The organism is Paraburkholderia antibiotica (assembly GCF_012927125.1).
Classification (GTDB): domain Bacteria; phylum Pseudomonadota; class Gammaproteobacteria; order Burkholderiales; family Burkholderiaceae; genus Paraburkholderia; species Paraburkholderia antibiotica.
The window spans coordinates 342,638-366,654 of record NZ_JABBFZ010000002.1; the positions used below are offsets into that span (position 1 = coordinate 342,638).

Here is a 24,017-nt window from a genome sequence, read left to right on the forward strand (position 1 = left end):
CGGGCGGCTGACCGTAGAAGGCGCTCAAAGTGTGTCAGCGCCGGTCAGCAACGCCATGCCCTTCTCGACGTTGAGCGCGGTGCGCACACCGGGCAGCGCGAGGCCGAGTTCGACGAGCGTGATCGCGACCGACGGCTGCATGCCGACCACCACCGTTTCCGCGTCGAGCACGCGCGCCATCGCGGCGGTCTCGCCGATCATCCGGCCGATGAACGAATCGACCACATCGAGTGAAGAAATGTCGATCAGCACGCCCTTCGCGCGGTCCTTGACGATGCGGCTCGTCAGATCGTCCTGCAGCGTCATCGCGAGACGGTCGTGCATGTCGACCTGAATCGTCACGAGCAGAAACTTGCCCATCCGCAAAATCGGAATGCGTTCCATCGCGGGGATCCCGTTGGTGTGCGTGGCAGCCGGCGTCAATCGCCGGCGTACGGGTTCAGATTCTGCGCGGCGCCCGCTGCGCCGATCGCTCCTTGCGCGTCCACGCGCGTCGCGATGCCGCCGACCGACTTGCCGGTGCGCTGCAGTGCCACCACGAAGGCGTCGGCGAGCGTGGCCTTCGTGATGACGTTCGACAGATTCACGCCGAGGTGCACGATGGTCTGCGCGATCTGCGGACGGATGCCGCTGATGATGCAATCGGCGCCCATCAGCCGCGCGGCGGCCACGGTCTTCAGCAGATGTTGCGCGACCAGCGTGTCGACGGTCGGCACGCCGGTGATGTCGATGATCGCGATGGCCGCGCCCGTATCGACGATCTTCTGCAGCAGGCTTTCCATCACGACCTGGGTGCGCGCCGAATCGAGCGTGCCGATCAGCGGCAACGCGAGAATGCCTTCCCACAACTGCACGACTGGCGTCGACAGTTCGAGCAACTCCTGCTGCTGACGCACGATCACCTGCTCGCGGCTCGTCTGGAATACCTCGGTCGTGAAGAGACCGAGCGTGTCGAGCAGCGTGCTGATGGTCCACGTGAGTTCGATGAGCTTCGTGGGTTCGCTCGCCATATCTTCGCGTAGCCGCGCAAACAGAGGCTCTTTCAGCGAGAACACGAACATCGCGGTTTCGATCGGCGTGAAGCCCAGGCGCGCGCGCTGCGACGATACTTCGGAGAGCAGGCTGCGCACTTCGTCCCAGGCGGGCGTGCGGAAATCGACGCGTTCCGATGTGCTCAGCGCCGCGCAGATCTGCGTGACGAACTGGGCGAACTGGCTGCGTAACTGTGCTTCGCTGGCACCGCCGCGGCGCGATGCGATCGCGAACTGTTGCGCGACCCACTCGCCCGCCAGTTCATTTTGCCGCTCATTGAAAATTTGGGCGAGACGCATTCCGCCAAGCGTTTCCATACGGTTCCCTAGTCGTTATGGCGAACAGCACGTTGCGCACCGTTCCGTGTTTTCTGCTCGTGTCGATGGGCCTTAGCGATCAGGCCCCTTGGACTCTAGCATGCAGGTCCGGCGCTTCACAATGCTGCAAGCTGGCCTGAGCAGCAACTTTTGCGCCGCCGTGTGCGGTGGGCCGGATAGCCCATTTCGAATCGGCTGGTTTTACCCGTAGCGAGGTTTCGATGCGGTAACTATTGCCTCCACTCGCCTGCATTCGATGCGAGCGAACATCGCAGGATGCGGCGCGTCGACGCGCTACTGGTCCGCGAAATCGAATTACTTCGGATGCCTACTTTTGTTCTGGTGTTTTCGATGACCGCGCTTCGATGCCGTGGGTGCCGTGCGTCTCACGGCTGCGCGCGAACGAAGCTGCTCGCCAGATTGACGTTGCTCTTGCCGGCATAACGTGGAAACTGCGGATAGCGACACAGCGGCCGCGAGCGTTCCTTCGTCGCGGCGGCAAGATCGGTCGCGCTCAAGGTTTCGGGCGCCACGCCGTGCGTCACCCAGTTATCGAAAGCGTCGGGAATATGCGACGAACAGGTAAAGAATAATTCGTTCCCGCCGCTTCAGCGCGTGAGCTCGAAATGCGCTGACAGGCGCCCCTTAATGTTTGCGCGCACAACGGCAAGCTGAAATGCGAATGTCGGCGAGCGGTAATCCTCGCTCGCGTGCAGATCGACTACGCGGAAAGTTTTGCGGCTTTTTGCAGGCCACTCTGTGTAAAACGCGGACCTCAACATGAGCCAAGCGGTAATGCCTGGAGAGTGCTCGATAAAGTCCGCGAAAATAATTCGCCAATCGCATCGTGCGATTTTTTTCGCTTTTTTTCATCGTACGATGGATTCATGCATTTTCGCCGCTTCCCGACGCTCCGCGCTTTATCGTCGCCGGCATGCTCCGGCCTTTTCCCTCTCACTGCCCTCGGCCGCATCGCGCGTGCCGTCCGCATGCCCGTACGACGGAAAACCGGCTCATGAAAAACAGAATTGCCGGATTCGATGGCTTGCGCGCGATCGCGGTATTGATGGTGTTCTTACAGCATCGACTATTCGGTGACGTCGGCGAAATCGGTCATCTTGGCGTGTGGATCTTCTTTGCGTTGAGCGGCTTTCTGATCATCGGCATTCTGTCGACGCAACGCGCGCGCATCGAAACCGGCGACAGCCGTTTCGGCGCGGAACTCCGGCGCTTCCTGTTTCGTCGCACCGTGCGCATCTTTCCGATCTATTACCTGATGCTCGTCACGATGTGCGTGCTGATGGCGTTCGGCTTCGCGAGTCCTGAACTCGCGGGGGGCATGCCGTTTCACTTTGCGTATCTGTCGAACTTCTGGATCGGCTCGGTGCTGCGCTACTGGCCGGGGCGCTACTCGCATTTATGGAGCCTCGCGATCGAGGAACAGTTTTACCTCGTGGTCGCGCCGCTCCTGCTGTTGCTCGCGACACGACGACATCGCGCGGCATGCTGGATCATCGTCGCGCTCGGCCTCGTTGCGTTGTTCACGATGCGTGTCGCGCATTGGGACGAAATCACGATCTACACTCACCCGCTGAGCAACTTCTGGCTGCTCGCACTCGGTGGCGTGTGCGGTTTGCTGAACGCAAACGATCGCGGACGTTTGCATGCATGGCTCGGTCATGGGCTGACGTTGTTTGTGCTGAGTGTCGGCGTTATCGGCTTGTGCGCGGCCGAACCGACATGGAGCGCGCTCGACAATCCCCTCCTGTTCACCGCGATCAGCGCGGTGTATGGGATCGGCATCGCGGCGCTGGTCGGTTCGATTGCATGCTGTCGCAACGCGGTCGTGATGACCGTGTTACGGACGCGGTGGCTGGCTGGGCTTGGGCGGATCAGTTATGGCTTTTATCTGTATCACAATCTGATCCCCGACTTGACGCGCAATCATCACGCTGAAGCGTTGTTCGGCGGTGCGGTGCCGATGTGGGCGCATGTACTGGGTGTCGTCGCGTCGTTTGCGATTTCGCTTGGGATTGCGCTGCTGTCGTGGCGGTTTGTCGAAGAGCCGATTTTGCGGCTGAAGACGCGGGGGGAGGCAGAGGTGGAAGTGGAAGCGAGCGAGTCTTCCGCTTCAGCGAGCGGGCAATGTACTGCATCGAACCGGGTAAATTGCTCGTCATAGAATGAGGTTGCGCGGGTTCCCGCATAGCGTTGGTTATTGCGGCATCGTTAATCGGTAGCCCTGTTGATAAAACATCCTGCGTCCGCGCTCGCGATAACGCGGTTCTTTCCACACGGACACAGCACACGATCATCATCGATCACGACCCACGTCCCACGGTTTTTCATCTCCTTGCCGGTTCCCTCAATCGGCCACGAGCCGTTGCAGTTGCCACAGGTTGCGTATTCGCCGTTCAAAGCCAGCCTTTTTCCGTGGTCGCGCATCGACGCGTTTAATGCAATGACTCTTCCGCCGGTCGTCGTTAAGTCGTTGTCTGTTGCAACAGCAATTTTCATCACATTTCCTCGCCAATTTCGAATTTTTTAAGGTATCCCGAAGCGCCGCTTATGGTGGTCAATTAATGTCAATAAATGACCGTTCTCTCGCGCGCGGCGCCCGGAAAAGCGGCATAGCGCCGCCGTGCCCCCAACACGGTATCATTCGACCTCTCTCCCCACGACAAAAAAGCACGCCACGCGTGCAGCTCAATCCGCGCGCCCTTCACCATGCCTCATTTCACTTTCGCCACCGGCATTCTCGGTGCCAGCCTGCAAACGCTCGATCTCTACGCGTTGCTCGGCATCGCCGTCGCGCTGCTGCTCGGCGGCATGGTCAAGGGTGTCGTCAGCATCGGCGTACCGCTCGTCGCGATGCCGATTCTCAGCCACTTCCTGCCGATCAAAGCCGCGGTGTTGCTGCTATCGATGCCGATCATTCTCGGCAATATTCCGCAAGCGCTCGAGGGCGGCGATCTGCTGCCGACGGTCAAGCGCATCGCCGCGCCGCTGATCGGCACGGTCATCGGCAACCTTGTCGGCGTGTCGGTGCTGATCTCGCTTGCGCCGCATCGCGCGCAGGCGGCGGCCGGCACGCTGCTGATGATCGCGGCCTTGCTGCTGCTCGCCGCGCCGCGACTCACGCTGTCGCCGCAATGGGCGAAGCCCGCCGGTCTCGCGCTCGGCTTCGGCGCCGCGCTGATGGAAAGCATCGCGTCGGTGCCCGGCCCCTTGCTCGCGATGTACCTGATCGCGACGGGCGCGACCGGCAAAGCATTCACCAAACAGATCGCGATCATTCTCGTCGTGTCGATCATCACGCTGGTCGCCGCGTTCAGCGGCGGTGCGCACGCGAGCTGGGCGGATCTCGCGATTTCGATGTGCGCGAGCGTGCCCGTGATCGCGGGCATTCTACTCGCGCGGCCGTTGCGCGATCGCCTGCCGCCGGCGACGTTCCGGATGGTCGTGCTGCTGTTCGTGCTGGCCGCTGCCGCACAGATGATCTGGAAATCGGGGATTTTTCAGGCGCTATCTGGCACGCACGCGCTCTAAGCACTAGCCGCGCTTCACGAGCCCACTACCGGGGCGCGGCACAGGCATTGCTACTCCATGCTTTATCTTCATCAACCGGAGAGCATGGTGTCGAATATGGCGAACTCCCCGAATGAGCACGATCGCAAGGCCGAGGAGGATCCCGGCCATCCGCCCACCGAGGTCTCGAAGCCTATTGGCGATGCAATCCCGACGCCGGTCGAACCCGGCCTCGATCAGCCGCTGCCGGAAAAAGGCGAAGAGCCCGCGCCCGATGCGAATAAAACCGCTGCGAACAAAACCGGCCAGTCCGGCGGCGATCCACTCGGCGATACCGACACGCCACCGGGCGTGCCCGAACCGGGTCCATCCGATTTCGCGTGACGTGCTATTGGCGCATGGTGTGCATGCATGGCGTTGACGAACCTGCGGACCATCAAGCCGCGGCAGCTTCGCGCTCAATCGGCTCGCGAACGATCGTCAGCGTGCTGGTGTGCTCGCGAATCAGTTGATAAACCGTCTCGCCAGGTACGGTTTCCTGTTCGAGCAATCGCTCCGAAATCGCCCGCAGCACCGGCTCGTACGCATGCAACAGTCCGTAGCACAGTTCGTTGAGCTCCTTGAGCAACACGTTCGCGTGCTCGATGGCGCTCTTCATCTGCAAACCCGCGTACTGTGCCGGCAGCGCCGCGAGGCTGAACAGATCGCCATCGCTATTGAAGCCAAATTTGGACACCATGTCGAGGCTGATCCGCGACGCCTCCTGCAAGTCCGACGCCGCTCCACTCGATGCTTCGGAGAACACAAGAATCTCCGCATTGCGTCCGCCGAGCAGCACCTGGATCTCGTTGCGGATTTCCGTTTCGCGGTACAGGTGCTTGTCCTGCGCTTTCGTAATCAGCGCGACGCCGAGCGCGCCGCCGCGTGGCAGGATCGTCACCTCTTCGAGTACGCCGGTGCCGAGCAACGCGGCGACCAGCCCGTGCCCCGCTTCATGCACCGCGATGCGCTCGCGCTCGTCGTCGGTCAGCGCGCGCTCGGCGCCGCTCACGTCGCCGATGCGCGCAATCTTGATCGCTTCCATGAAGTGCTTCGCGGCGATTTCATGGTCGCCCGCTTTGCGCGCGATCAGCCCCGCCTGATTCACAACCATCGCGACGGTGGCCGGCGAAAGTCCGGTGGTCAAACGCGCGAGCTGGTCGTAATCGATATCGGCGGACTTCGATTTCAGCTTCTGCGCGTAGAAGCGGAAAATCTTCGCGCGGTCTTCGCGATCGGGTAGACGCACCTGCACCGTGCGATCGAAACGGCCCGGGCGTCGCAACGCTTCGTCGAGATTGTCGGGGTGATTGGTCGCGGCCACGACGATCACGCCTTCGTTCGATTCGAAGCCGTCCATCTCCGCGAGCAACTGATTGATGATGCGATTGCTCTCGGCTTCGACCGGACCGCCGCCGGTGTCGGTGCGTTTCGCGAGGCCATCGGCTTCGTCGATGAAGATCACCGTCGGCGCGTTCTTGCGCGCGAGTTCGAACAGATGCCGGACCTTCTGGATCCCCACGCCGTAGTACTTCGCGCTGAAATAGCTGCCGGTGATCGAAATGAAATTCGCGCCGCATTCGCCGGCCAGCGCCTGCGCGAGCCGCGTCTTGCCGACGCCGGGCGCGCCCACCATCAGAATGCCGCACGGCGCGCGCACGCCCATCGACGAAAACTGCTTCGGGTCGGTCAGATAGCCGCGAATGTCGGCGAGCGCGGCCTTCGCTTCGTTTGCACCGATCACGTCGTCGAATCGCAGCGTCGGCGCGTCGCTGAGCAGCTTCGCGCCGCCCTTCATCTCGCGGCGCATGAACCACGCCATGCCACCGATCAGCACGAGCGGCAGCAGCACGCTCAAGCCGTCGCGCAGCTGATCGAACAGCCGGGTCCAACGCGCGCCGTCGCTATGGATGTCGACGTCGGGCAGCCACACGAGCTGATAGGCGGCGGCATCGCCGGCACGCGGTTCGCCCAGCAGCAATGCATGCGAGAAGGTCGCGTTGTGATCGGTGACGAAGTACTTCGCGCCGTCGCGCAGCGACACGAGGATCGCGCTGGGGCTGACGCCGATCGCGACAACGTTTGCATCGCGGATATCGCGCAGCATCGTCGATGCGTCTTTCTCTTCGTGCGTCCACGCGGATGCATCGCCACGCATCTGACTCGCGATGCCGGTCAGCGCGGACGCACGCGGCGCGGCGCGATACTGGGCGTACCACACGCCCCAGCCGAGCACCACCGCGAGCAGCACTGCAACCGCCGCGATCGCGATTGCGCGCGCGCGTCTTTTCCCAAGCGAATTATTTCCCGGCTTCATGAGTCGTTTCCAAAAGCGGGCTCGTGCAAGCCCTTTTGCTGAGCAGAACTGCCTGTCAAAACTACCTGTTAAAAATCGGCATGGAGACTTGCGGAGAATCGGCTGAAGCGAAGTGCCGCCTTGCATGGCCGCCACGACGATCAAGCCCGATCCGGAAGGAGCCGGCGCATACATGTCCGCATGCGCCTCTTTAAGCAGCCGTTCACGGGAGGCAAGTATGACGGCTCGACGTGTCTTTCAAACTCGCGGAAAAGACCTGCTTTCAAGGCCTGTTCTGTCCTCTGTACAACGGACAAAAGCTGGGCAAAGGCCAGACGGGGTTCAAGGAAGACTCGACGAGCGCGAAAAAGCGCTACCGCATTGATTCCGGCGCACAGTTTATCAGCGCAATGTCCCGCGTATTTCGAATAATTATATTTAATCGCACCCTATTTAAAATCAGTCAGAACGACTGAAGGGGTACGATTTAATTGACGCGGACACCGATATAAAAACAGGGGAATGATTATCGGGCGGATGAGCGACGGGCCTCTTCGGGCCCGTTCGCATCATCGCCGCTTTCTCTCAGGTTCTATCGTTCTGATGCCGATGCCGGCCTGCATCGACGATTCTCCTACACGCTTTGCTACCTCGGACCTCGCGTCACAACCCCGTTTCACTGCGTTCAATTCACTGCGTTCAACTCACCGAGCCCGCTTCGCCGCCCAGGCGGCCGCGCAATCTCGCGATACGGCTGCGCTGACTCGCAATCAGCTCATGCGTATCTTCCAGCACACGAATCCGCTGTTCCCAATAGCCGTGGTCGAACCTGTCGGGCCGTGTCGCGCCCGTGCGCGTCACATAGTCGACCATGTTCTCGAGATGCTGCAGCTGGCTATCTGCGAGACTCGCCGGACGCCGCCCGCCGCGTGGCGCGGCCGACTGTCTGCTCGTAAAGCTCATCTTCCCTCACCCCGTATCTGGACTGCTGGCCGGACATCCGTTGCGTCGATCGTCTTTCCCTGAAAGCGATCTGCAATCTATTCGTGTGACGATAACGCACGTTTCAGACACGGCTTGACCGTGCGTCTCAAAATTTGGCGTGTGCGCGAGAAATCGCCGCAGCCTGTTGTGCGCGCCCCACTCCTCGCGAGCCCCATCCAGCCATGAGCCAGCGCCCGCTACCGCCCCACCTCGCCGCGCGTGCCGCCGCGCATTCGCGCACGGTCGTGTCGACGAGCCGCTTCAGCACGCACGGACTCGCGCCCGGCGAGCAGTTCCTCGCGTGGCGTCAGCGCGTCGGCCATGTAATCGACGCGCCGCCGTCGAACGAGCAGATCGCCAACGGCTTTCGCGGCGAGATCGATCTGTATGCGGTCGGCGGCATGGTGTTCACCGACTGCCGCACCGAAGCGATGCGGCTCGATCGCTCGGTCGCACGCATCTCGACGGACCAGCGGCGCGACTACGCGTTTCAGCTCTTCGTCGAAGGCGAGGTCGGGCATGTCACCGGCATGCGCAAGAAGCGCAGCGAACCGGGTTCGGTGCCGGGCATCGTCGCGTTCGATCTGAACCAGCCGTTTCGCGCTGAGCGCCCCGCGTGCCGGCTGTTGAGCGTATTCGTGCCGGCCGCGTTGGTCGACGAGCAGTTGCGCGACGGCGTCGGGATTCATGGTCGCATCGTGCGCAACGAGGCACCGCTCGCGCGCCTCGCGCTCCGGCATCTGACGGCGCTCGCCGACGAGATCGCGTCGCTCGACGCCCATGCCGCGATCGACGCACTGCAAACCGGCACCCAGTTGCTGGTCGCCGCATTTCGCAAGGAGGCGCGCCTGAGCGGCGCGGATCGCGCGGCGCTGCAGTCGGCCCTGATGGCGCAGGTGCGCCGTTACGTCGACGCGAATCTGCATCACGGCGAGCTCACGCCGGAGCACGTGGTGCAGGCGCTGCATCTGAAACGCGCGACAATCTACCGCTGGTTCGAGCATGAGGGTGGATTGGGCGCGTACATCCGTCATCGACGGTTGCGCGAAGCGGCGGACGAGCTGGTCCGCTATCCGCAGCTTCAGGTCGCGGAAATCGCGTATGGATTGGGCTTTGGCAGCGCGTCGGATTTCACGCGCGCATTCCGGCGCGCGTTCGACATGAGTCCGCAGGACTTGCGGATGCGCGCGCTGGAGTTGCGGCTGCCGGAGATGGTTTAAAGGCGGCCGAGGCTTCCGAGGCATCCGGCGACGGCGCCGCCACCGCTCGCGCCGGCACATCGGTCACACCGGCAACAACCCACGCCCTCGACCCACACCATCGTCAAGCCGCGCGAGGCCGCCCCTTGCGCTTCGGCTCGACCGGCTGCACGACGGTCGCGGCCGGCGCGACCCGCAAACTACGCTTGAAATACGGCGAACTGAGCGTGGCCGCGCCCATGTCCGAGACCGCTTCGAGCAGCGCCGGCTCCAGTTCCTTCAGCCGCGCGTCCGACAGTCGACTCGTCGGCCCCGCGAGACTCACGGTGCCGACCACGAGCCCCGTCACCGGATGACGGACCGCTGCCGCCATCGACGTCATGCCCGCCTCGTAGGTCTCGCTCGCGATGCCGTAACCGCGCTTGCGCGTGTCGGCGAGGTCCTGCAGGAACTGCTGGATCGTCTTCGGCGCCTTCGGGCCGCGCGGTCCCGCCTTGCCGATGCCGCCCTGGCGCGACACGAGTTCGAGCGCTTCCTCGTCGCTCATCGTCGCGAGCCAGGCCTGGCCGCTCGCGGTGCAGTGCAACGGCGGGCTACTGCCCATGTCCGGATCGTAACGCAGCCCGGAGCGCGCGCCCTGCGCCTTGCCGACGAAGGTGATGTGATCGTCCTCGATCACGCCGAGCCGCGCGAGTTCGCCCGACGCGCTCGCGAGCCGGTCGAGCACCGGCTGCGAAATATCGAGCACGCCGGCGGTCGACAGCCACATCAGCCCGAGCGACACCAGCTTCAGCGCGAGCACGTATTCGCCGTGTTCGTCCTGCCGCACATAGCCTTCGTCGCTCAACTCCGCGAGCAGCCGGTGCGTGCCGCTGCGCGGAATGTTCAGCGTGTCGGCGATCGCGGCCAGTTGCATGCTGCCGCCCTGCCGCGCCAGCAATTCGATGATGGCCAGTGCCCGCTCGAGATTCCCCGCCATGATCCACTCTCAGTCGATTTGAATCCCACATGAGAACACGATTCCATATCGGAACTCAAGCTGGAACCGGGCTGAGGCTCAACTGCCCACCGACACGCGACGCGGATCGACGCGATTCAACGACGCTCAATGCCCGACGCCCGTGCTGACCCGCAGCAGCGGCCCGCGATGCCGCGCGCCCTTGAGCAGCACCGCCGCCGCGCCGACCACCGCCGGCACCGCCAGCGACGTGAACACCTGGCCGAAGCCCCAGTTCGCGTGCAGCATGCCGGCGCCGAGCATCGCGCCGGCGATCCCGCCGAAGCGGCCGATGCCGAGCATCCAGCTGGTGCCGGTCGCGCGCATCCGGGTCGGATACGAACTGGCCGCCAGCGCGCAGAAGCCTGTGTTCGAGCCGTTCATGCAGTAGCCCATGAAGAACGCGAGCACCGCCATCATCGCGATGCCGTGGCCGGGCAGGCCCATCGCCCATGCGAGCACGCCACCCGCGAACACGGTCGCGCCGAGCGCGCGATGCGGGTTGAAGCGGTCCATCAGCCAGCCGATCGCAAGCGAACCGATGGTGCCGCCCGCCTGGAACAGCGCGCCGACCAGCGCCGCTTCGGCGAGCGTGAAGCCCGCGCCGCGAATCAGCGTCGGCAGCCAGCTACCGAGCAGGTACACGGTCAGCAATCCCATGAAGTAGCAGACCCACAGCATCACGGTGCCGAACGCGTAATCGCGCGACAGGATCAGCCGCACCGGACTGCGTTCGCGCGTCGATCCATCGTGTCCGTCATGCGCGGCGGCGGGCATCGCAAAGCGCGTCGTGTGATCGGCGATGCCACGTTCGATGCGGTTCATCACGCCGACGAGCCGCGCGCGCCGCGTCTCCTTCAACGCCAGATAACGCGCCGATTCGGGCAGCCAGCGGATCATCAGCGGGACGTAGAGAATCGGCAGCACGCCGCCGAGTATCAGCACCGAGTGCCAGCCATGCGTGGCGATCAGCCACGCGCTGATGAAGCCGCCGCCCGCCGCGCCGAGCGTGAAGCCGCAGAACACGGTCGTCACCATCAGCGCGCGGCAGCGTTGCGGCGCGTACTCGGCCATCAACGTCGCGGCGTTCGGCATCGATGCGCCGAGCCCGAGCCCCGTCAGAAAACGCAGCAGCGTCAGCTCGCCGATGTTCGTCGCGAACGCGGATGCAAGGCTCCATACGCCGAAGAACAGCACCGCGCAGGTCATCACGGTCTTGCGGCCGAAGCGGTCCGCGAGCGGCCCCGCGCACAACGCGCCGAATGCGAGCCCGAGCAGGCCGCCGCTCATCACGGGGCCGAGCGCGTCGCGCGGAATCGCCCATGCGCTCGACAACGCCGGCGCGATAAAGCCGACCATCACGGTATCGAGTCCGTCGAGCGTGACGATGAACATGCACATCAACAACACGAGAATCTGAAAGCGTCCGACCGGACGTTCGTCGAGCCACTGCTGCACGTCGAGTGAGCGCGCGGCGGATGTGTGGGTCCGCGGCGCCTTGATTGAAGGTTCCATGCTTGCTGTCTCCAGATCTTTTTATCGTTATCGATTGGGAAAGCCGGTCCCGCGCGCATCTTTGCCGTGCGCGTTCGTGAAGGACCAGCCAGAGGGATGAACTGCTGTTGTTACATCATGACGTGATGGATTACGACGCCGTCGCGTACGTCCGTTCGAGCACCGCGAGCGTCGCCTCGCGCAACCGGCGCGCGCGTTCGAGCGCGGGCGCGGTCTTCGCCCATCCTTGCATCGGCACTTCGATGCTGACCGGCAGATCGTCGGGCAGCGCGCGCAGGATGCCGGCGAGATCGAGACCTCCCTCGCCCGGAATCATCCGTTCGCAACGCGCCTGATACAGCAGCGTGTCGAGATCGGTTGGACGCTCGGCCGGCGCGTCGCAGAACTGCACATAGCCAAAGTACTCGCGCGGCAATTCACGCAGCGTCTGTGTCGACGTGCCCGCGCGATCGAAGTGGAGCGGATCGACGATCAGCCCGGTGTTGCGGCGCGCCGCGGCCTTCACGATGCGCGCGCCCTGCGTGACGTCCTTCACGTCGGTCCACGGCATCGGTTCGAGCGACGGCGCGAGGCCGCGCGGCGCGGCGAGTTCGCACAGTTGCGCGAGCCGCTCGGCGGTACGCGCTTCGTCGGGATCGTTGCCCGCCACCAGCACGTAGCGCGCGCCGAATTCGGCGGCGGCGTCGAGCATCGGTAGTGCGTCGTTCACGTCGGTGTCCGGCTTGAGCCGCAGGATTTCGACGTCGAGCACCTTGACGCCAGTGTCGCGCAGCCGCGCGAGCGTCTCGCGCTTCAACGCGGTCGGGCCGATGATGTCGTGCCGCACTTCGTGATCGGTGGCGGGCACGAGGCGCAATCCGACGTAGTCGTAGCCGGCCTGCGCCGCGCACTCGACCATCTGCGGCGGGCTCAGTTCGAGCACGGTCAACGCCGACAGCGACAGCGCGCGCGGAGTGTGCTGGGTCATGGGGTCTCCTGAAGTTCGGTATCCTGGTGCGAGAGCGGTGACGCTCAGCGCAGCGGCGAGAACGGCGCCGGCACGCAGATCGTCGACTCCATCGTGGTCAGATGCGCGGGACCGCCCTTCGGCGGCCAGATGCCGTCCTTCACCGCTTCGGCGCGAATCCGCGTGCGTTCGTCGACGCTCGCATACGGCCAGATGTTGAGGAAACGCGGCAGCGCGCCGTCGAGCGCGTACATCGCGCCGACCAGCGGCGAGCGCTGCGTGCGCTCGGGCACCGCCTTCTCCCATACGTCGATCGTGTGCTGCAGGCTCGCGAGCTTCGTGCCGTACACGCGCAACTCGTAGATGCCGCCGTGCGCGGCCGGTTCGATCGGCGGCAGAAACGGGAACAGCGCATAGCTGTCGATCTTCACGTCGGTCACGCATTCGCCGCAGCCGAACGGATTGCCTTCGAGCAGCATGCGCTTGCGCTCGCCGACGAGCGCCGCTTCCGATTCGAAGCCGCGCAGCACCAGCACCTGGCCGAGCGTGCCGATATCGGAGTACCAGCAGCCGAGCAGCTTCGAGCCGGGCGCGTCGCCGCTCGCCTGAATGCTTTCGAATACCTGGGCGTTGGTGCCGATCTTGACGGTGAGCGTGACGAGGTCGTAGAGAGTCATCGGAGATGTCCTTGTGAAGAAATGGGGGAATTCGGAGTGGGTTCGGCTTGGGCGGCTTGGGCGGCTTGGGCGGCTTGGGCGGCGTTGGCAACGCGCGCGGCGCGTGCCGTGGGCGCCGGGCATTCGGCCGGCGCTGCGTCGGCTGGGCGCGCATCGGCCAGCGACAAACCCGCGAGGTAACCGAAGGTCATCGCCGGTCCGAGCGTGATGCCGCCGCTCGGATAGCAGCCGCCCATCATGCTCGCGCTGTCGTTGCCGACCGCGTAGAGACCCGGCATTGGCCGGCCCGCGTCGTCGAGCACGCGCGCGCTGGCATCCGTGGCGAGACCGGCGAACGTGCCGAGACTGCCGGGCAGCAGCTTGACCGCATAGAACGGGCCGTGTTCGAGCGGCGCGTTGCACGGATTCGGCTGGTGCTGCGCGTCACCCTGCACGCGGTTGTACGGCGTCGAGCCCTTGTGAAACTGCGGATCGAAGCCGTCTTTCGCATAGCTGTTGTAGGTGGCGACAGTCGTTTGGAGTCCCTGGGGATCGATGCCGCATTGCGCGGCCAGATCGGCGAGGTTGTCGGCACGCTTCAGATAGCCCGAGCGACGATACGGCGCGGTCGGAAACGGAAACGGCTTCGAAAAACCGAGCCCGTAGCGGCGCTGGAACCGGTGATCGCAGATCAGCCACGCGCAGACTTCCTCGCCCGCCGGCGTCGTGCCGATCAGCGCGCTGATGAAGTCGTGATACGACGATGCTTCGTTGACGAAGCGCTGCCCCGCGCGCGTGACCGCGATCACGCCCGGCTTCGCGCGCTCGATCAGATGCGGAAACGCAACCGCCGGCTCGCCGTGCTTGCGCGGCACGAGCGACACCGGCGCCCACGCGGCCGGCGTTTCGAGCGACGCGTCGAACAGCGCGCCGACCGCTTCGCCGAGCCGGATGCCGTCGCCGGTGTTGGTGAGCGGCGCGGCGGACCAGTGCTCGCGACCCGAACGCGTATAAGCGAAGGTTTGCGCACGGCGCGCGACGTCGTGCGGATAGCCGCCGCACGCGAGCACCACGCCACGGGCCGCTCGCACTTCATGCATGACGCCGTCGATCTCGACGCGCGCACCGCTCACGCGAGCGGGCGCGCCAGCCGCAGCGTTTTCGCGCAGCAAGGCCACCGCCTTCGCGTTCGTGCGCAGATCGACCGCGCGGTCCTGCGCCGATTTCAGCAGACGCGCAACCAGCGCATTGCCGTTCACCAGATGCATCGACCGGCCGTAGCGCAGCTTGTCGCGCGCGAATGCGGCGAGCCGGCGCAGCACGTGGGCGGCCGAGCGCGGCGAGCGCGTCGCGTTGAAGAAGTGCGCGAGATCCTGGCCGGACGCGATCGCCATGCCCTTCAGCGTCACCACGTCGAGCGGTTTGCGCAGCCGTTCGATCAGGTCGCCGAGTTCGCGACCGTCGAATGGCATCGCGCAGACCGAACGGCCGCCCGTCATCGAACCCGGCGACGTATGAAAGTCCGGAATGCGATTGCCGTCGACGAAACGCATCGCCGTCTCGCGCTCGAAAAACTCGACCATTTCGGGGCCGCGATCGAGCAACGCGTCGACCTTGGCCGCGTCGTAGTGCACGCCGAGTTCGCTGCGCAGATAGGTCCGCGATGCTTCGGCTTCCTCAACGATGCCCGCGCGCGTGGCGAGCGGATTGCCCGGAATCCACATCCAGCCGCCCGACCATGCGCTGGTGCCGCCGAACACCTCGGCCTTCTCGGCCACCATCACGCGCAGGCCCCGGGTCGCCGCGGTGACCGCGGCGGCGAGTCCGGCCGCGCCGGAACCCAGCACCAGCACATCGCATTCGAGAATCGGTTCGAGCTTCATGACCATTCGCTTCGTCGGTGAGACACAAACTGATTTTGCGTCATTTGTTGAATATTATTCCATTTCACAACTTCATTCAAACCAGGCTCAGCCCTGGTTCGTCAGACGATCTTTTCGTTGGCGGCTCGCGCGGCGGCATGGGCCACGGGCGCCATCGCCGGCTCGACCGAGACGGAGCCCGAGACGGAGCCCGGGATTGAGCCAGCGCCCACGCCACTACTCGCAGCCTTCGCACGCGCCGCCGCGTCGCGCCCGGCCAGATAGGCGAACGCGAGCCCCGGCCCCAGCGTGATGCCGGGCCCCGGATAGACGCCGCCCATCACCGACTGCATGTCGTTGCCGCACGCGTAGAGCCCGCCAATCGGCTGGTCGTCGCGATTCAGCACACGAGCCTTGGCATCGCCGACGAGCCCGGTCGCGGCGCCGATATCGCCCGGATAGAGCCGCACCGCGTAGAACGGCGCGCGCGCGATCGGGCCGAGGCACGGGTTCGGGCCCGGCCAGTTGGCGTCGCCGTTGGCGCGCTGATAATCGGTGGTGCCGCGCTGGAATTCCGGATCGATGCCGGTCTGCGCGTAGGCGCCGATCCGCGCGACGCTGTCGGCGAGACCGGCCGCGTCGATGCCGAGCTTCGCCGCGAGTTCGTCGAGCGTGGCGGCTTGCGTCAGGTAGCCGTCGGCGAGAAACGGCGCGAGGCCCTTGCCGCCCGGCCGCACCATGCCGAGGCCGTATTTGCGCAGCCCGTCCGCGTCGGTAACGAGAAACGCGGGCACGGAGGGCGTCGTGCGATGCGCTTCCTGCATCGCGATGCCGGACAGGTGGTACGAGGTGTTTTCGTTAAGGAAGCGCCGACCTTGCCGATTCACGACGATCATCCCCGGCTTGCCGCGATCCATGATGAAGTGCGGGAACACCGCGATGGTGCCGTCCGCGCGTTTGCGGATCGACACCGGCGCCCAGAACGCGTTGCTGAGCGCGCCTTCGCCGTAGCGCGCGCCGGCCGCGAGCGCGAGATCCTGCGCGCCGCCGCTATGGCCCGGCGCGCCTGGGCACCATGTGGGGTCGGCGCCCGGCAGCATCGCGCGACGCTTCTGCGGATGCCGGTTGAAACCGCCGCTCGCGAGAATCACGCCACCTGTCACCGTGATTTGCCGACGCTCGCCGTTCTGGCTCAGCGTGATGCCGTCGATCGCGCCGCTCGCGTTCGTGCGCAACGCTTCGAGCTTCGTGCTCACGAGCACCGTGACGTCGCGCGCGAGCAGCGAAGCCAGCAGCCGGCCGATCAGCGCATTGCCCATCACGAGACGCGTGCCGCGCGGCCAGTTGAGGCGGTCGCGCGCATGACGCGCGAGCAGCTTCACCGCGTGACGCAGCGACCTGAACGACTTCGTCATGTTCAGCAGATGCCCGACGTCGTCGCGATCGACCATCATGCCGCCGAGCACCGTGAACTCGGGAATCGGCGGGCGGATCAGCGCGAAGTGACGGCCGAGCCTGCGACCGTCGAACGCGAGCGGTTCGAGCGCGCGGCCGCGCAGCGTCGAGCCTTCGAGCTCCGACAGATAGTCCGGATGAAACGGCCGCGCCCGGTATTTGACGTCTGAATTCGCCTCGATATGCGCAACCGCCTGCGGTCCCGCCTGCAGGAACGCGCGACGCAACGCCGCGCTGCTGCGCTCGCCGACCGCGCGACGCAGAAAGTCTTCGGCGTTCGCGGCGCTGTCGTCGGGATTGATCGACGGGCCGTGCTGCGAGTTCGGTATCCACGTGGTGCCGGCCGAATAGGCAGTGGTGCCGCCGACGTATTCCGTGCTTTCGACCAGCAGCACGTGCGCGCCGTCGATCGCGGCAAACAGCGCCGCCGACATGCCCGCCCCGCCCGCGCCGATCACCACGACGTCGAACGTTTCGTGGTGCTGCAAACCGCTGAGTGTCTCCACCATCTGCTGCTCCTGTGTGCTCGTGGCGCCTGCTCCGCCGGGGACCGTCGGAACGGTCGCGGCAGATTTTTTGCCAGATCTAGAATTTGCTTTTCTATTGGAATATTATTCCGAAAAAACAAAAAAGCAAAGTTTTCTGAACACTCACAACGACAGCAACACCTCGCGCCTTGCATCGGGCACGATGCAAACAGGCGTCCATTTCAGGAGATTCGACCATGCAGCAGGCAGCAACCTCTTCGTTTGCCGCGTCGCTGGACGCCGGTTTGAGCGGCGCGACGCGCGTGTATTTCATCGTCGGCGATCCGATCGCACAGGTGCGCTCGCCGGCCGGCGTGACCGCCGCGTTGCGCGCGGCCGGCCGCGATGCGCTGGTGGTGCCCGCGCACGTCGCGCCGGCCGACCTGCCCGCGTTCTTCGCGGGCATCGCGCCGATGCGCAACGTCGACGGCGTGATCATCACGGTGCCGCACAAGTTCAGCGCCGCGAGCTATTGCGCGACGCTCGCCGACGCCGCCGCGTTCCTCGGCGCGGCCAACACGCTGCGTCGCAACGCGGACGGCAGCTGGCACGGCGGCATGTTCGACGGCACCGGCTTCGTCGCGGCACTGGTTGCCGCGGGCTGCGAATTGCGCGGCAAACGCGCGCTGCTGGTGGGCGCGGGCGGCGCCGGTTCGGCGATCGGGCACGCGCTGATCCAGGGCGGCGTCGGCTCGCTCGACGTGCGCGACAACGATGCCGAACGCACCGGCTCGCTCACCGCGCGGCTCAATGCGCTCGGACATGGCGCGGCGCGCGGCGTGGGCGCCGACGTCGCGGCGCATACGTATGACGTGGTGGTGAACGCGTCGCCGCTCGGCATGCGCGCGGGCGATCCGTTGCCGATCGACGTCGCGAACTTGCCGGCCACGACTTTCGTCGGCGACGTGGTGACGAAGCCGCCGCTGACGCCGCTGATCGAAGCGGCCCGCGCGCGCGGCTGCGTCACCGTGACGGGCACGCAGATGTTCGAACGCGTATGCGAACGGATGGTGGAGTTTTTGCTGGAGACGGCGCCGGGGGTTTGAGCGACGTCGGGCGTATGAACGGGGCGCGGCGCGCTGCTACACTGGCGCGCTAATTACCGGGTCGGGGATTACGCACTGGATGGAGGCGGCATGGTCCGGCAGCGCGCGAGTGCGGCGCGCTTTGCGTCGAGATCTGCTTCAAGACGCGTGTCGCGCTTTGTATGGCGACGCACGTCGAGATTCACGTCGCCTCTCCGTGCGTGACCTTTTTATCGCCCTCTTTCACCTTCATTCGCGCCAACCCATGCTTCGATTCGACAACCTCAGCAAACGCTTCGGCGAGCGTGTCCTGTTCGAAGGACTGCATTTCGACGCGGCCGCCGGCTGCATCGCGTTGAACGATGAATCCGGCAGCGGCAAATCGACGTTGCTCGGCATCCTCGCCGGCGCGATCGATGCCGATAGCGGCGAGGTCCGGCTCGGCGGTCATTCGCTGCGCAACGCGCCGCATGCCGCGCAAGCGATCCTCACCTACGTGCCGGAAGACAGCATGAGCTGGCCGGATCAAACCGGCCACGCCTACCTGCAACAGATCGCGGCGGCACGCCACACCACGCTCGACGACCACGTCCTCGCGCTCGCCGAACGCTTCGGCCTCGCACCGCATCTGGACAAGCGTTTCGAGCAGATGTCGTATGGCAGCCGCAAGAAGGTGTTTCTGACCGCGGCCGCGCTGGGCGACACCCGCGTGCTGATCGCCGACGAACCGGCGGGCGGACTCGACGCGTCCGCGCGCGCGGTGCTGGCCGAGCTGTTCCGAACGCTCGGCACCACGCGCACGGTGTTTTTCACGAGTTACGACGACGCGTTCACGCAGGCTTGCGCGGCGACGTGTATCAGCTTCGCCGATCTGGCGCGGCCGGGCTGAGTTCGGGTTTGAGTTCGGGCCTAGGCTTAGGTTCACGCTCGAACGCGGGCGTGAACGCGAGCCAGAACTCGCACCCGAGTTCGCACCGCCACCCACACGGCGCTACGCAAGTCGCCGCTCGCAAGAACCGACCGCCGCGAACGCAACGATGGCAATGACGGCAACGAGCGCACCAACCCCTCAGATCGCCACGCAGATCTTGCCGAAATGCGCGCCCGACGCTTCGTGCCGGAACGCATCGGCAAGCTTGTCGAGTTCGAAGGTGCTGTCGATCACCGGCTTGATGCCGGTCGTTTCGAGCGCGCGCACCATCTCGATCTGCTCCTGACGACTACCCACAATCAGGCCTTGCAGCCGCTGCTGCCGCGCCATCAGATGCGCGGTCGGCACCTGACCCGCGCGGCCGGTCAACACGCCGATCAGCGCGATATGTCCGCCGATCCGGCATGCGGTGATCGATTGCGGCAGCGTGCCCGGACCGCCCACCTCGATCACGTGATCGACGCCGCGTCCATTCGTCAGGCGACGAACTTCGTTGCCCCACTCGGGGTTGTCGCGATAGTTGATCGTGTGGTCCGCGCCGAGTGCGCGCAGCTTCGCGAGCTTCGCATCCGACGACGACGTCGCGATCACCGACGCCCCCATCGCCTTCGCCATCTGCAGGCCGAAGATCGACACGCCGCCGGTGCCGAGCACGAGCACGGTGCTGCCCGCCTTCAACTGCCCATCGACGACGAGCGCGCGCCACGCGGTCAAGCCGGCTGTCGTCAGCGTCGCCGCTTCGGCGTGGCTATAGCCGGCCGGCGCATGCGTGAAGTAATGGCTCGGCAGCACGACGACTTCGCGCGCGTAACCGTCGACGCCATCGCCCGGCGTGGTCGAGAAATCGGCGATCGCGGGTGGGCCGTTTTCCCACAGCGGAAAGAAGCACGACACCACCTGATCGCCGACCTTGAATTCGCGCACGCCCTCGCCGACCGCTTCGACGACGCCCGCGCCGTCGGCCATCGGAATGCGGCCCGCGTCGGCCGGCAGATTGCCGGTGACGACGCCGTAGTCGTGGAAATTCAGCGAGCTCGCGCGCACGCGCACGCGAATCTGCCCCGCGGCGGGCTGACCGGGGTCGGCGAGATCGACCACCTGCAGACTATCGACGGTGGCGGGCGAACCGATTCTGACGGCTTTCATGTTTCGTTCCTTGGTGAGTGGCGCGGGCGCATCGGTGGCGCTGTGCAAAGCGCGCGCCCGCATCGGGAAGGCATGTCCTCGCTTCGTGCCCGGGCGCAAACCCGGCAGCGCTCAGGCAAGAACGCTGAGCGGCAACGCGTGGGCAACAACGAAGCGGGAACAACGCGTAAGAGCAAGTCGCCGAAGATTACCGCAAGCGCTTGCCGCGCGTCGGCGAGCGCGCAAGATCCAACGCGCGCCCGGGCCGCGTCATTTGACGGTCTGGATCACCTCGAAGCCCTCGAACTCGGGATGGCCGAGATAGAGCACGCGGTTTTCGTTGCCGGCGCTGCGATGCGCGGCGCGAAACGCGTCGGACTTCGTCCATGCTTCGAACGATGCGTGGTCGCGCCAGATCGTATGGCTCGAATACAGCACGTGATCGTCCTTGCGCGGTCCCTTCAGCAGATGGAATTCGACGAAGCCCGGCACCTCTTTCAGATGGGTGTCACGGGTGGTCCATAGATGTTCGAAGGCAGCCTCGGAGCCGGGCGCCACTTTGAAACGGTTCATCGCGATGTACATGCTGTCGGCCTCGTTGTGTGGGTGACGCGGCGTGGCGCATGCCGCGTCGATCGTTGGATCGTCGTGCGGGTTTCATTATAGGCACGCGAATCCCGCTCACGCGCTTGACCTTACCACCGTAGGAAGGTCCACGATGCACGAATGACTTTTCAGCAGAGGTAAAAGATGGAACTCACGATTCCCGACATGCGTTGCGGCGGCTGCGCGAAAGCCGTCACGAATGCGTTGAACCGGGTCGACCCGGCCGCGCGGATCGATATCGACGTGCCCGTTAAAATCGCGAAGGTCGCGTCGAGGCTGCCTGAGCACACGCTGATCGAAGCGATCGAGGCAGCCGGCTTTCATCCCGTACGCAATAGTTGATTCAGGCTTTTGATTGCAGTAGCAGCGTCACCGAGAACCACCCTTTTCAACGGACAGCCAATATGAAAAACCTTCGCGCCTTGCGCGCTCTCTGTGTGTTCAGCGGTTTCGCGTTCGCGGCGGCAGCCATGCCGGCCCACGCGCAGCATCAGGGCATGCCCGGCATGGATATGTCGGGTTCGGCGCACGCCGATGCGGGTGCATCGACCGAGGCCTTCAAGGCCGCCGACGAACGGATGATGCACGACATGAGCGCCCCGGAATACACCGGCGACGCCGACCGCGATTTCGTCGCGCATATGATTCCGCACCACCAGGGCGCGATCGAAATGGCGCAGGCCGAGTTGAAGTACGGCAAGGATGCGCAGATCCGGCAACTGGCGCGCAATATCATCAAGGCACAGCACGACGAGATTGCGTTCATGCAGCGCTGGCAGGAAAAGCACGGCGGCAAGTAATCGCTAGCCGGGATCGCGGCGTTGCAGGCTCGATGTAGCCTGCAACGCCGTTTTTTTGCGGGCGCTTCTCTCTTCTTTCCTCTTCTTCGATCGCCTGCGCGCTTGCATGCAGGTCGTCGTGCGCAAGCCGCCGGTGCGCGACCGGCATCACCTCCCCATCACCAGCGCGGATGCTTGCGCAACAGCGGCGTCATCGCGATCAGACCGATGATCGGCCCCGGCAGCAGCAGCCACGCGACGCGCACGTCGAGCGTGTGATAAACGCTCGTCGACCACAGAATCGAGCATGCGGACAGGAAGAAGCCGAAGCTGTTTTGCAGCGTCAACGCGCCGCCGATCTTGTCGGCCGGGCAGGCCTTCACGGAGAGCGCGGAAAATTGCGGCGAATCGGCAATCACGCTGACGCCCCAGACGAGCAGCAGCGCAAGCTGCACGGCGGTGCCGAGCGCGCCGGTCAGCGGATAGATCGCGCACAGCGCGCCCGATGTCGTCAGCGCGAGCGCGGCGGTGCGCGCGCTGCCAACCGAGCGGCTGAGCCTGCCGCCGAACAGGCAGCCCAGCGCGCCGATCGCGATGATCAGAAACGACCACAGCGCCACCGTGCGCGGCGCAACCGCCGCCCCCGACGCAGCGCCCGCGAACGCGTGCTGCACCAGCAGCGGCGTCAGCGTCCAGAACGCGTACAACTCCCACATGTGGCCGAAATAGCCGAGCGCCGCCGCGCGAAACTCCCTGATCCGCACCACCTCGCCGATCCCCGCCGACAAACCGAAACGGCGGTTCGCCGCGCGTCGCGCATGCGGCCCCTCGCCGAGCGAGAACACCAGCAGCGCGCCGATCACCGCGAGCCCGGACGAGGTCAACACCACGGTCTGCCATGGCACCGTCGACAGCAACGCGCGAATCGCGTGCACGGACGCGGTGCCGAGCGTCAGCATCGCGACCAGCAGCGCGAGCGTCTGCGCGGCGCGCTTCGGGTCCCATGTGACGAGCAGTTTCATCCCGAGCGGATAGATGCCCGCGAGCGCGACGCCGACGCCGAAGCGAAACGCCAGCGCCGACGCGAGCCCGCTGCTGCATAGCGCGAACAGCGCATTCAGGATCGCGCCGAGCACACCGCACACGGCGAATACCTTGCTCGCCGACACGCGATCCGCGAGCCCGGTAATCGCCGACAGCAAGGTCCCGACGATAAACCCCGCCTGCACCGCATTCGTCAGCCAGCCGATGTCGGACGCGCTCAGTTGCCACGCGACCTGCAGATCGCGCATCGCGCCGTTCGCGCTGAACCACAGCGACGTCCCGAGCAATTGGGCAAGCGCGATCACGAGCACCGCGCGTTTCGCGTGCGCGGCCATGCGCGCCGCCTCCTCGGGATGGGTTGCGTCCGCATCCAGCCTGTCCTGCATCGTGCCTCCTCCGCCTCGATTCTGATTCGGCCGCGATGCGTGTCTGCTGATGCTTGTCGTCGAGCGAACGCGGCCGGTTTTGAGCGGCCATTGTAGACGACGGTGGGTGGTTGAATGTGCGCTTGCGGAAAGCTAGCCCGCCTGACTGGGCTTGTCGAACGCGAGTCGCGTCCAGCTCACGCCCTGCTCGCGATTGCCCGGCTGAACCGACGCGGTTCGCAACTCACGCACGAGCCGCAGACCTTGCGCGCTCGCCAGCCGGATCGTCTCGTCGGCACTGACGTCGAACATACGACGGCCGGTGGGCACCGGGCCGTGTCGCAACGACATCAGCAACCTCGCTCCGCCGTGGAGCAGCGATGCGACGCGCGGCATTGCGCGCTCGCGCTGCGGTGCGTCGAGATGCATCCACACCGCCGTCAACATGACCACATCGAAGGTCTCGCGGCGGGCCGACAGAATGGCAAGATCAGGCAGGCCGTCGTCGAGCCATTCGACAGCCGCCGACGGATGCAATGCGCGCGCCGCGTCGCGCAGTGCATCGACCGGTTCGACGGCGAGCACCGTATGGCCGAGCGCCGCGAAGGCGGCCGCATCGGTGCCGATGCCCGCGCCGATATCGACGATGCGCGACGGCGCGCGCGGCAACAGATCGAGCACCGGCCGATGCTGGTCGGCGAACGAAACGCCGCGCCATCGTTCGATCAGCGCGGCGGCCTGTTCGGCGTAGCCTTCGGTGCCGCTTATGTCGACGGACATGGGTTCAAG

Annotated in this window: 23 protein-coding genes and 1 pseudogene; 8 read left to right on the top strand and 16 right to left on the bottom strand. The window is 65.2% G+C overall.

Annotation, left to right across the window (positions count from 1 at the left end; genetic code table 11):
• Positions 1–24 precede the first annotated feature (24 nt).
• The 3 genes and pseudogenes from HHL14_RS05585 to HHL14_RS05595 all read right to left on the bottom strand — a co-directional run.
• Complete coding sequence (locus HHL14_RS05585; protein WP_169496570.1) at positions 25–384, bottom strand: STAS domain-containing protein; 360 nt, start codon at positions 382–384, stop codon at positions 25–27.
• A gap of 35 nt (positions 385–419) precedes the next feature.
• On the bottom strand, positions 420–1,349 hold the full coding sequence (locus tag HHL14_RS05590) for an STAS domain-containing protein (RefSeq protein WP_169496571.1): 930 nt from the start codon (positions 1,347–1,349) through the stop codon (positions 420–422).
• A gap of 386 nt (positions 1,350–1,735) precedes the next feature.
• Positions 1,736–1,909, bottom strand: a pseudogene (locus HHL14_RS05595) (tannase/feruloyl esterase family alpha/beta hydrolase); the annotation flags it as partial.
• A 455-nt stretch (positions 1,910–2,364) separates the two neighbouring features.
• On the opposite strand from HHL14_RS05595, the gene HHL14_RS05600 reads away from it, so the two are divergent.
• The gene (locus tag HHL14_RS05600) at positions 2,365–3,531 is read left to right on the top strand and encodes an acyltransferase family protein (protein ID WP_169496572.1); all 1,167 of its coding nucleotides are present in this window, start codon (positions 2,365–2,367) and stop codon (positions 3,529–3,531) included.
• 47 nt (positions 3,532–3,578) lie between these two features.
• Here HHL14_RS05600 and HHL14_RS05605 read toward each other — a convergent pair whose 3' ends face one another.
• Entirely contained in the window at positions 3,579–3,866 is a 288-nt protein-coding gene (locus HHL14_RS05605) for a PAAR domain-containing protein (protein ID WP_169496573.1), read from the bottom strand.
• 210 nt (positions 3,867–4,076) lie between these two features.
• Between HHL14_RS05605 and HHL14_RS05610 the strand changes: the two genes are divergently transcribed.
• Entirely contained in the window at positions 4,077–4,898 is an 822-nt protein-coding gene (locus HHL14_RS05610; RefSeq protein WP_169496574.1) for a sulfite exporter TauE/SafE family protein, read from the top strand.
• Between the two features lie 87 nt (positions 4,899–4,985).
• Positions 4,986–5,261, top strand: a complete 276-nt coding sequence (locus HHL14_RS05615; RefSeq protein WP_329601626.1) for a hypothetical protein — start codon at positions 4,986–4,988, stop codon at positions 5,259–5,261.
• A 52-nt stretch (positions 5,262–5,313) separates the two neighbouring features.
• Here the strand turns inward: HHL14_RS05615 and HHL14_RS05620 are convergent, their stop codons facing one another.
• Together HHL14_RS05620 and HHL14_RS05625 are read right to left on the bottom strand one after the other, a co-directional pair.
• Entirely contained in the window at positions 5,314–7,233 is a 1,920-nt protein-coding gene (locus HHL14_RS05620; RefSeq protein ID WP_169496575.1) for an ATP-dependent metallopeptidase FtsH/Yme1/Tma family protein, read from the bottom strand.
• A gap of 678 nt (positions 7,234–7,911) precedes the next feature.
• Positions 7,912–8,175: a hypothetical protein gene (locus HHL14_RS05625; RefSeq protein WP_169496576.1), complete on the bottom strand. Its 264-nt coding sequence runs from the start codon at positions 8,173–8,175 to the stop codon at positions 7,912–7,914.
• 203 nt (positions 8,176–8,378) lie between these two features.
• Here HHL14_RS05625 and HHL14_RS05630 point away from each other — a divergent pair, with 203 nt between their 5' ends.
• The gene (locus tag HHL14_RS05630) at positions 8,379–9,416 is read left to right on the top strand and encodes an AraC family transcriptional regulator (protein ID WP_169496577.1); all 1,038 of its coding nucleotides are present in this window, start codon (positions 8,379–8,381) and stop codon (positions 9,414–9,416) included.
• Between the two features lie 103 nt (positions 9,417–9,519).
• On the opposite strand, the gene HHL14_RS05635 is transcribed toward HHL14_RS05630, so the two are convergent.
• The 6 genes from HHL14_RS05635 to HHL14_RS05660 all read right to left on the bottom strand — a co-directional run bounded on the left by HHL14_RS05635 (position 9,520) and on the right by HHL14_RS05660 (position 17,335).
• Positions 9,520–10,374, bottom strand: a complete 855-nt coding sequence (locus HHL14_RS05635; RefSeq protein WP_169496578.1) for an IclR family transcriptional regulator — start codon at positions 10,372–10,374, stop codon at positions 9,520–9,522.
• A gap of 126 nt (positions 10,375–10,500) precedes the next feature.
• Positions 10,501–11,907 (bottom strand): MFS transporter, encoded by a 1,407-nt coding sequence (locus tag HHL14_RS05640; protein ID WP_169496579.1) that lies wholly within the window; start codon positions 11,905–11,907, stop codon positions 10,501–10,503.
• A 130-nt stretch (positions 11,908–12,037) separates the two neighbouring features.
• A complete protein-coding gene (locus tag HHL14_RS05645) occupies positions 12,038–12,874 on the bottom strand; it encodes a sugar phosphate isomerase/epimerase family protein (RefSeq protein ID WP_169496580.1) in 837 nt (278 codons plus the stop codon).
• A 44-nt stretch (positions 12,875–12,918) separates the two neighbouring features.
• Complete coding sequence (locus tag HHL14_RS05650) at positions 12,919–13,530, bottom strand: NIPSNAP family protein (protein WP_169496581.1); 612 nt, start codon at positions 13,528–13,530, stop codon at positions 12,919–12,921.
• Entirely contained in the window at positions 13,527–15,398 is a 1,872-nt protein-coding gene (locus HHL14_RS05655) for an FAD-dependent oxidoreductase (protein WP_268966576.1), read from the bottom strand. Before HHL14_RS05655 ends, HHL14_RS05650 begins: the two co-directional genes overlap by 4 nt.
• A 95-nt stretch (positions 15,399–15,493) precedes the next feature.
• Entirely contained in the window at positions 15,494–17,335 is a 1,842-nt protein-coding gene (locus HHL14_RS05660; protein WP_230412930.1) for an FAD-dependent oxidoreductase, read from the bottom strand.
• A gap of 215 nt (positions 17,336–17,550) precedes the next feature.
• Between HHL14_RS05660 and HHL14_RS05665 the strand changes: the two genes are divergently transcribed.
• Positions 17,551–18,399, top strand: coding sequence for a shikimate dehydrogenase family protein (locus HHL14_RS05665; RefSeq protein ID WP_169496583.1), 849 nt, complete (start codon positions 17,551–17,553; stop codon positions 18,397–18,399).
• 244 nt (positions 18,400–18,643) lie between these two features.
• Positions 18,644–19,267, top strand: a complete 624-nt coding sequence (locus tag HHL14_RS05670; RefSeq protein ID WP_169496584.1) for an ABC transporter ATP-binding protein — start codon at positions 18,644–18,646, stop codon at positions 19,265–19,267.
• A gap of 180 nt (positions 19,268–19,447) precedes the next feature.
• On the opposite strand, the gene HHL14_RS05675 is transcribed toward HHL14_RS05670, so the two are convergent.
• Together HHL14_RS05675 and HHL14_RS05680 are read right to left on the bottom strand one after the other, a co-directional pair.
• Positions 19,448–20,455, bottom strand: coding sequence for a zinc-dependent alcohol dehydrogenase family protein (locus tag HHL14_RS05675; protein WP_169496585.1), 1,008 nt, complete (start codon positions 20,453–20,455; stop codon positions 19,448–19,450).
• 249 nt (positions 20,456–20,704) lie between these two features.
• Positions 20,705–21,019, bottom strand: a complete 315-nt coding sequence (locus tag HHL14_RS05680; RefSeq protein ID WP_169496586.1) for an antibiotic biosynthesis monooxygenase family protein — start codon at positions 21,017–21,019, stop codon at positions 20,705–20,707.
• Between the two features lie 165 nt (positions 21,020–21,184).
• Between HHL14_RS05680 and HHL14_RS05685 the strand changes: the two genes are divergently transcribed.
• Positions 21,185–21,382 (top strand): heavy-metal-associated domain-containing protein, encoded by a 198-nt coding sequence (locus HHL14_RS05685; RefSeq protein WP_169496587.1) that lies wholly within the window; start codon positions 21,185–21,187, stop codon positions 21,380–21,382.
• Between the two features lie 62 nt (positions 21,383–21,444).
• Positions 21,445–21,840, top strand: coding sequence for a CopM family metallochaperone (gene copM / locus HHL14_RS05690; protein ID WP_169496588.1), 396 nt, complete (start codon positions 21,445–21,447; stop codon positions 21,838–21,840).
• Between the two features lie 158 nt (positions 21,841–21,998).
• Here copM and HHL14_RS05695 read toward each other — a convergent pair whose 3' ends face one another.
• Entirely contained in the window at positions 21,999–23,249 is a 1,251-nt protein-coding gene (locus HHL14_RS05695) for an MFS transporter (protein WP_169496589.1), read from the bottom strand.
• Positions 23,250–23,381: 132 nt separating this feature from the next.
• The gene (locus HHL14_RS05700; RefSeq protein WP_169496590.1) at positions 23,382–24,008 is read right to left on the bottom strand and encodes a class I SAM-dependent methyltransferase; all 627 of its coding nucleotides are present in this window, start codon (positions 24,006–24,008) and stop codon (positions 23,382–23,384) included.
• Positions 24,009–24,017 lie beyond the last annotated feature (9 nt).

Coding starts and splice junctions, on each gene's coding strand:
- HHL14_RS05585 (WP_169496570.1), bottom strand. CDS start 384: ATGGAACGCATTCCGATTTTGCGGATGGGCAAGTTTCTGCTCGTGACG.
- HHL14_RS05590 (WP_169496571.1), bottom strand. CDS start 1,349: ATGGAAACGCTTGGCGGAATGCGTCTCGCCCAAATTTTCAATGAGCGG.
- HHL14_RS05600 (WP_169496572.1), top strand. CDS start 2,365: ATGAAAAACAGAATTGCCGGATTCGATGGCTTGCGCGCGATCGCGGTA.
- HHL14_RS05605 (WP_169496573.1), bottom strand. CDS start 3,866: ATGAAAATTGCTGTTGCAACAGACAACGACTTAACGACGACCGGCGGA.
- HHL14_RS05610 (WP_169496574.1), top strand. CDS start 4,077: ATGCCTCATTTCACTTTCGCCACCGGCATTCTCGGTGCCAGCCTGCAA.
- HHL14_RS05620 (WP_169496575.1), bottom strand. CDS start 7,233: ATGAAGCCGGGAAATAATTCGCTTGGGAAAAGACGCGCGCGCGCAATC.
- HHL14_RS05625 (WP_169496576.1), bottom strand. CDS start 8,175: ATGAGCTTTACGAGCAGACAGTCGGCCGCGCCACGCGGCGGGCGGCGT.
- HHL14_RS05630 (WP_169496577.1), top strand. CDS start 8,379: ATGAGCCAGCGCCCGCTACCGCCCCACCTCGCCGCGCGTGCCGCCGCG.
- HHL14_RS05635 (WP_169496578.1), bottom strand. CDS start 10,374: ATGGCGGGGAATCTCGAGCGGGCACTGGCCATCATCGAATTGCTGGCG.
- HHL14_RS05640 (WP_169496579.1), bottom strand. CDS start 11,907: ATGGAACCTTCAATCAAGGCGCCGCGGACCCACACATCCGCCGCGCGC.
- HHL14_RS05645 (WP_169496580.1), bottom strand. CDS start 12,874: ATGACCCAGCACACTCCGCGCGCGCTGTCGCTGTCGGCGTTGACCGTG.
- HHL14_RS05650 (WP_169496581.1), bottom strand. CDS start 13,530: ATGACTCTCTACGACCTCGTCACGCTCACCGTCAAGATCGGCACCAAC.
- HHL14_RS05655 (WP_268966576.1), bottom strand. CDS start 15,398: ATGGTCATGAAGCTCGAACCGATTCTCGAATGCGATGTGCTGGTGCTG.
- HHL14_RS05660 (WP_230412930.1), bottom strand. CDS start 17,335: ATGGTGGAGACACTCAGCGGTTTGCAGCACCACGAAACGTTCGACGTC.
- HHL14_RS05665 (WP_169496583.1), top strand. CDS start 17,551: ATGCAGCAGGCAGCAACCTCTTCGTTTGCCGCGTCGCTGGACGCCGGT.
- HHL14_RS05670 (WP_169496584.1), top strand. CDS start 18,644: ATGCTTCGATTCGACAACCTCAGCAAACGCTTCGGCGAGCGTGTCCTG.
- HHL14_RS05675 (WP_169496585.1), bottom strand. CDS start 20,455: ATGAAAGCCGTCAGAATCGGTTCGCCCGCCACCGTCGATAGTCTGCAG.
- HHL14_RS05680 (WP_169496586.1), bottom strand. CDS start 21,019: ATGTACATCGCGATGAACCGTTTCAAAGTGGCGCCCGGCTCCGAGGCT.
- HHL14_RS05685 (WP_169496587.1), top strand. CDS start 21,185: ATGGAACTCACGATTCCCGACATGCGTTGCGGCGGCTGCGCGAAAGCC.
- copM (WP_169496588.1), top strand. CDS start 21,445: ATGAAAAACCTTCGCGCCTTGCGCGCTCTCTGTGTGTTCAGCGGTTTC.
- HHL14_RS05695 (WP_169496589.1), bottom strand. CDS start 23,249: ATGCAGGACAGGCTGGATGCGGACGCAACCCATCCCGAGGAGGCGGCG.
- HHL14_RS05700 (WP_169496590.1), bottom strand. CDS start 24,008: ATGTCCGTCGACATAAGCGGCACCGAAGGCTACGCCGAACAGGCCGCC.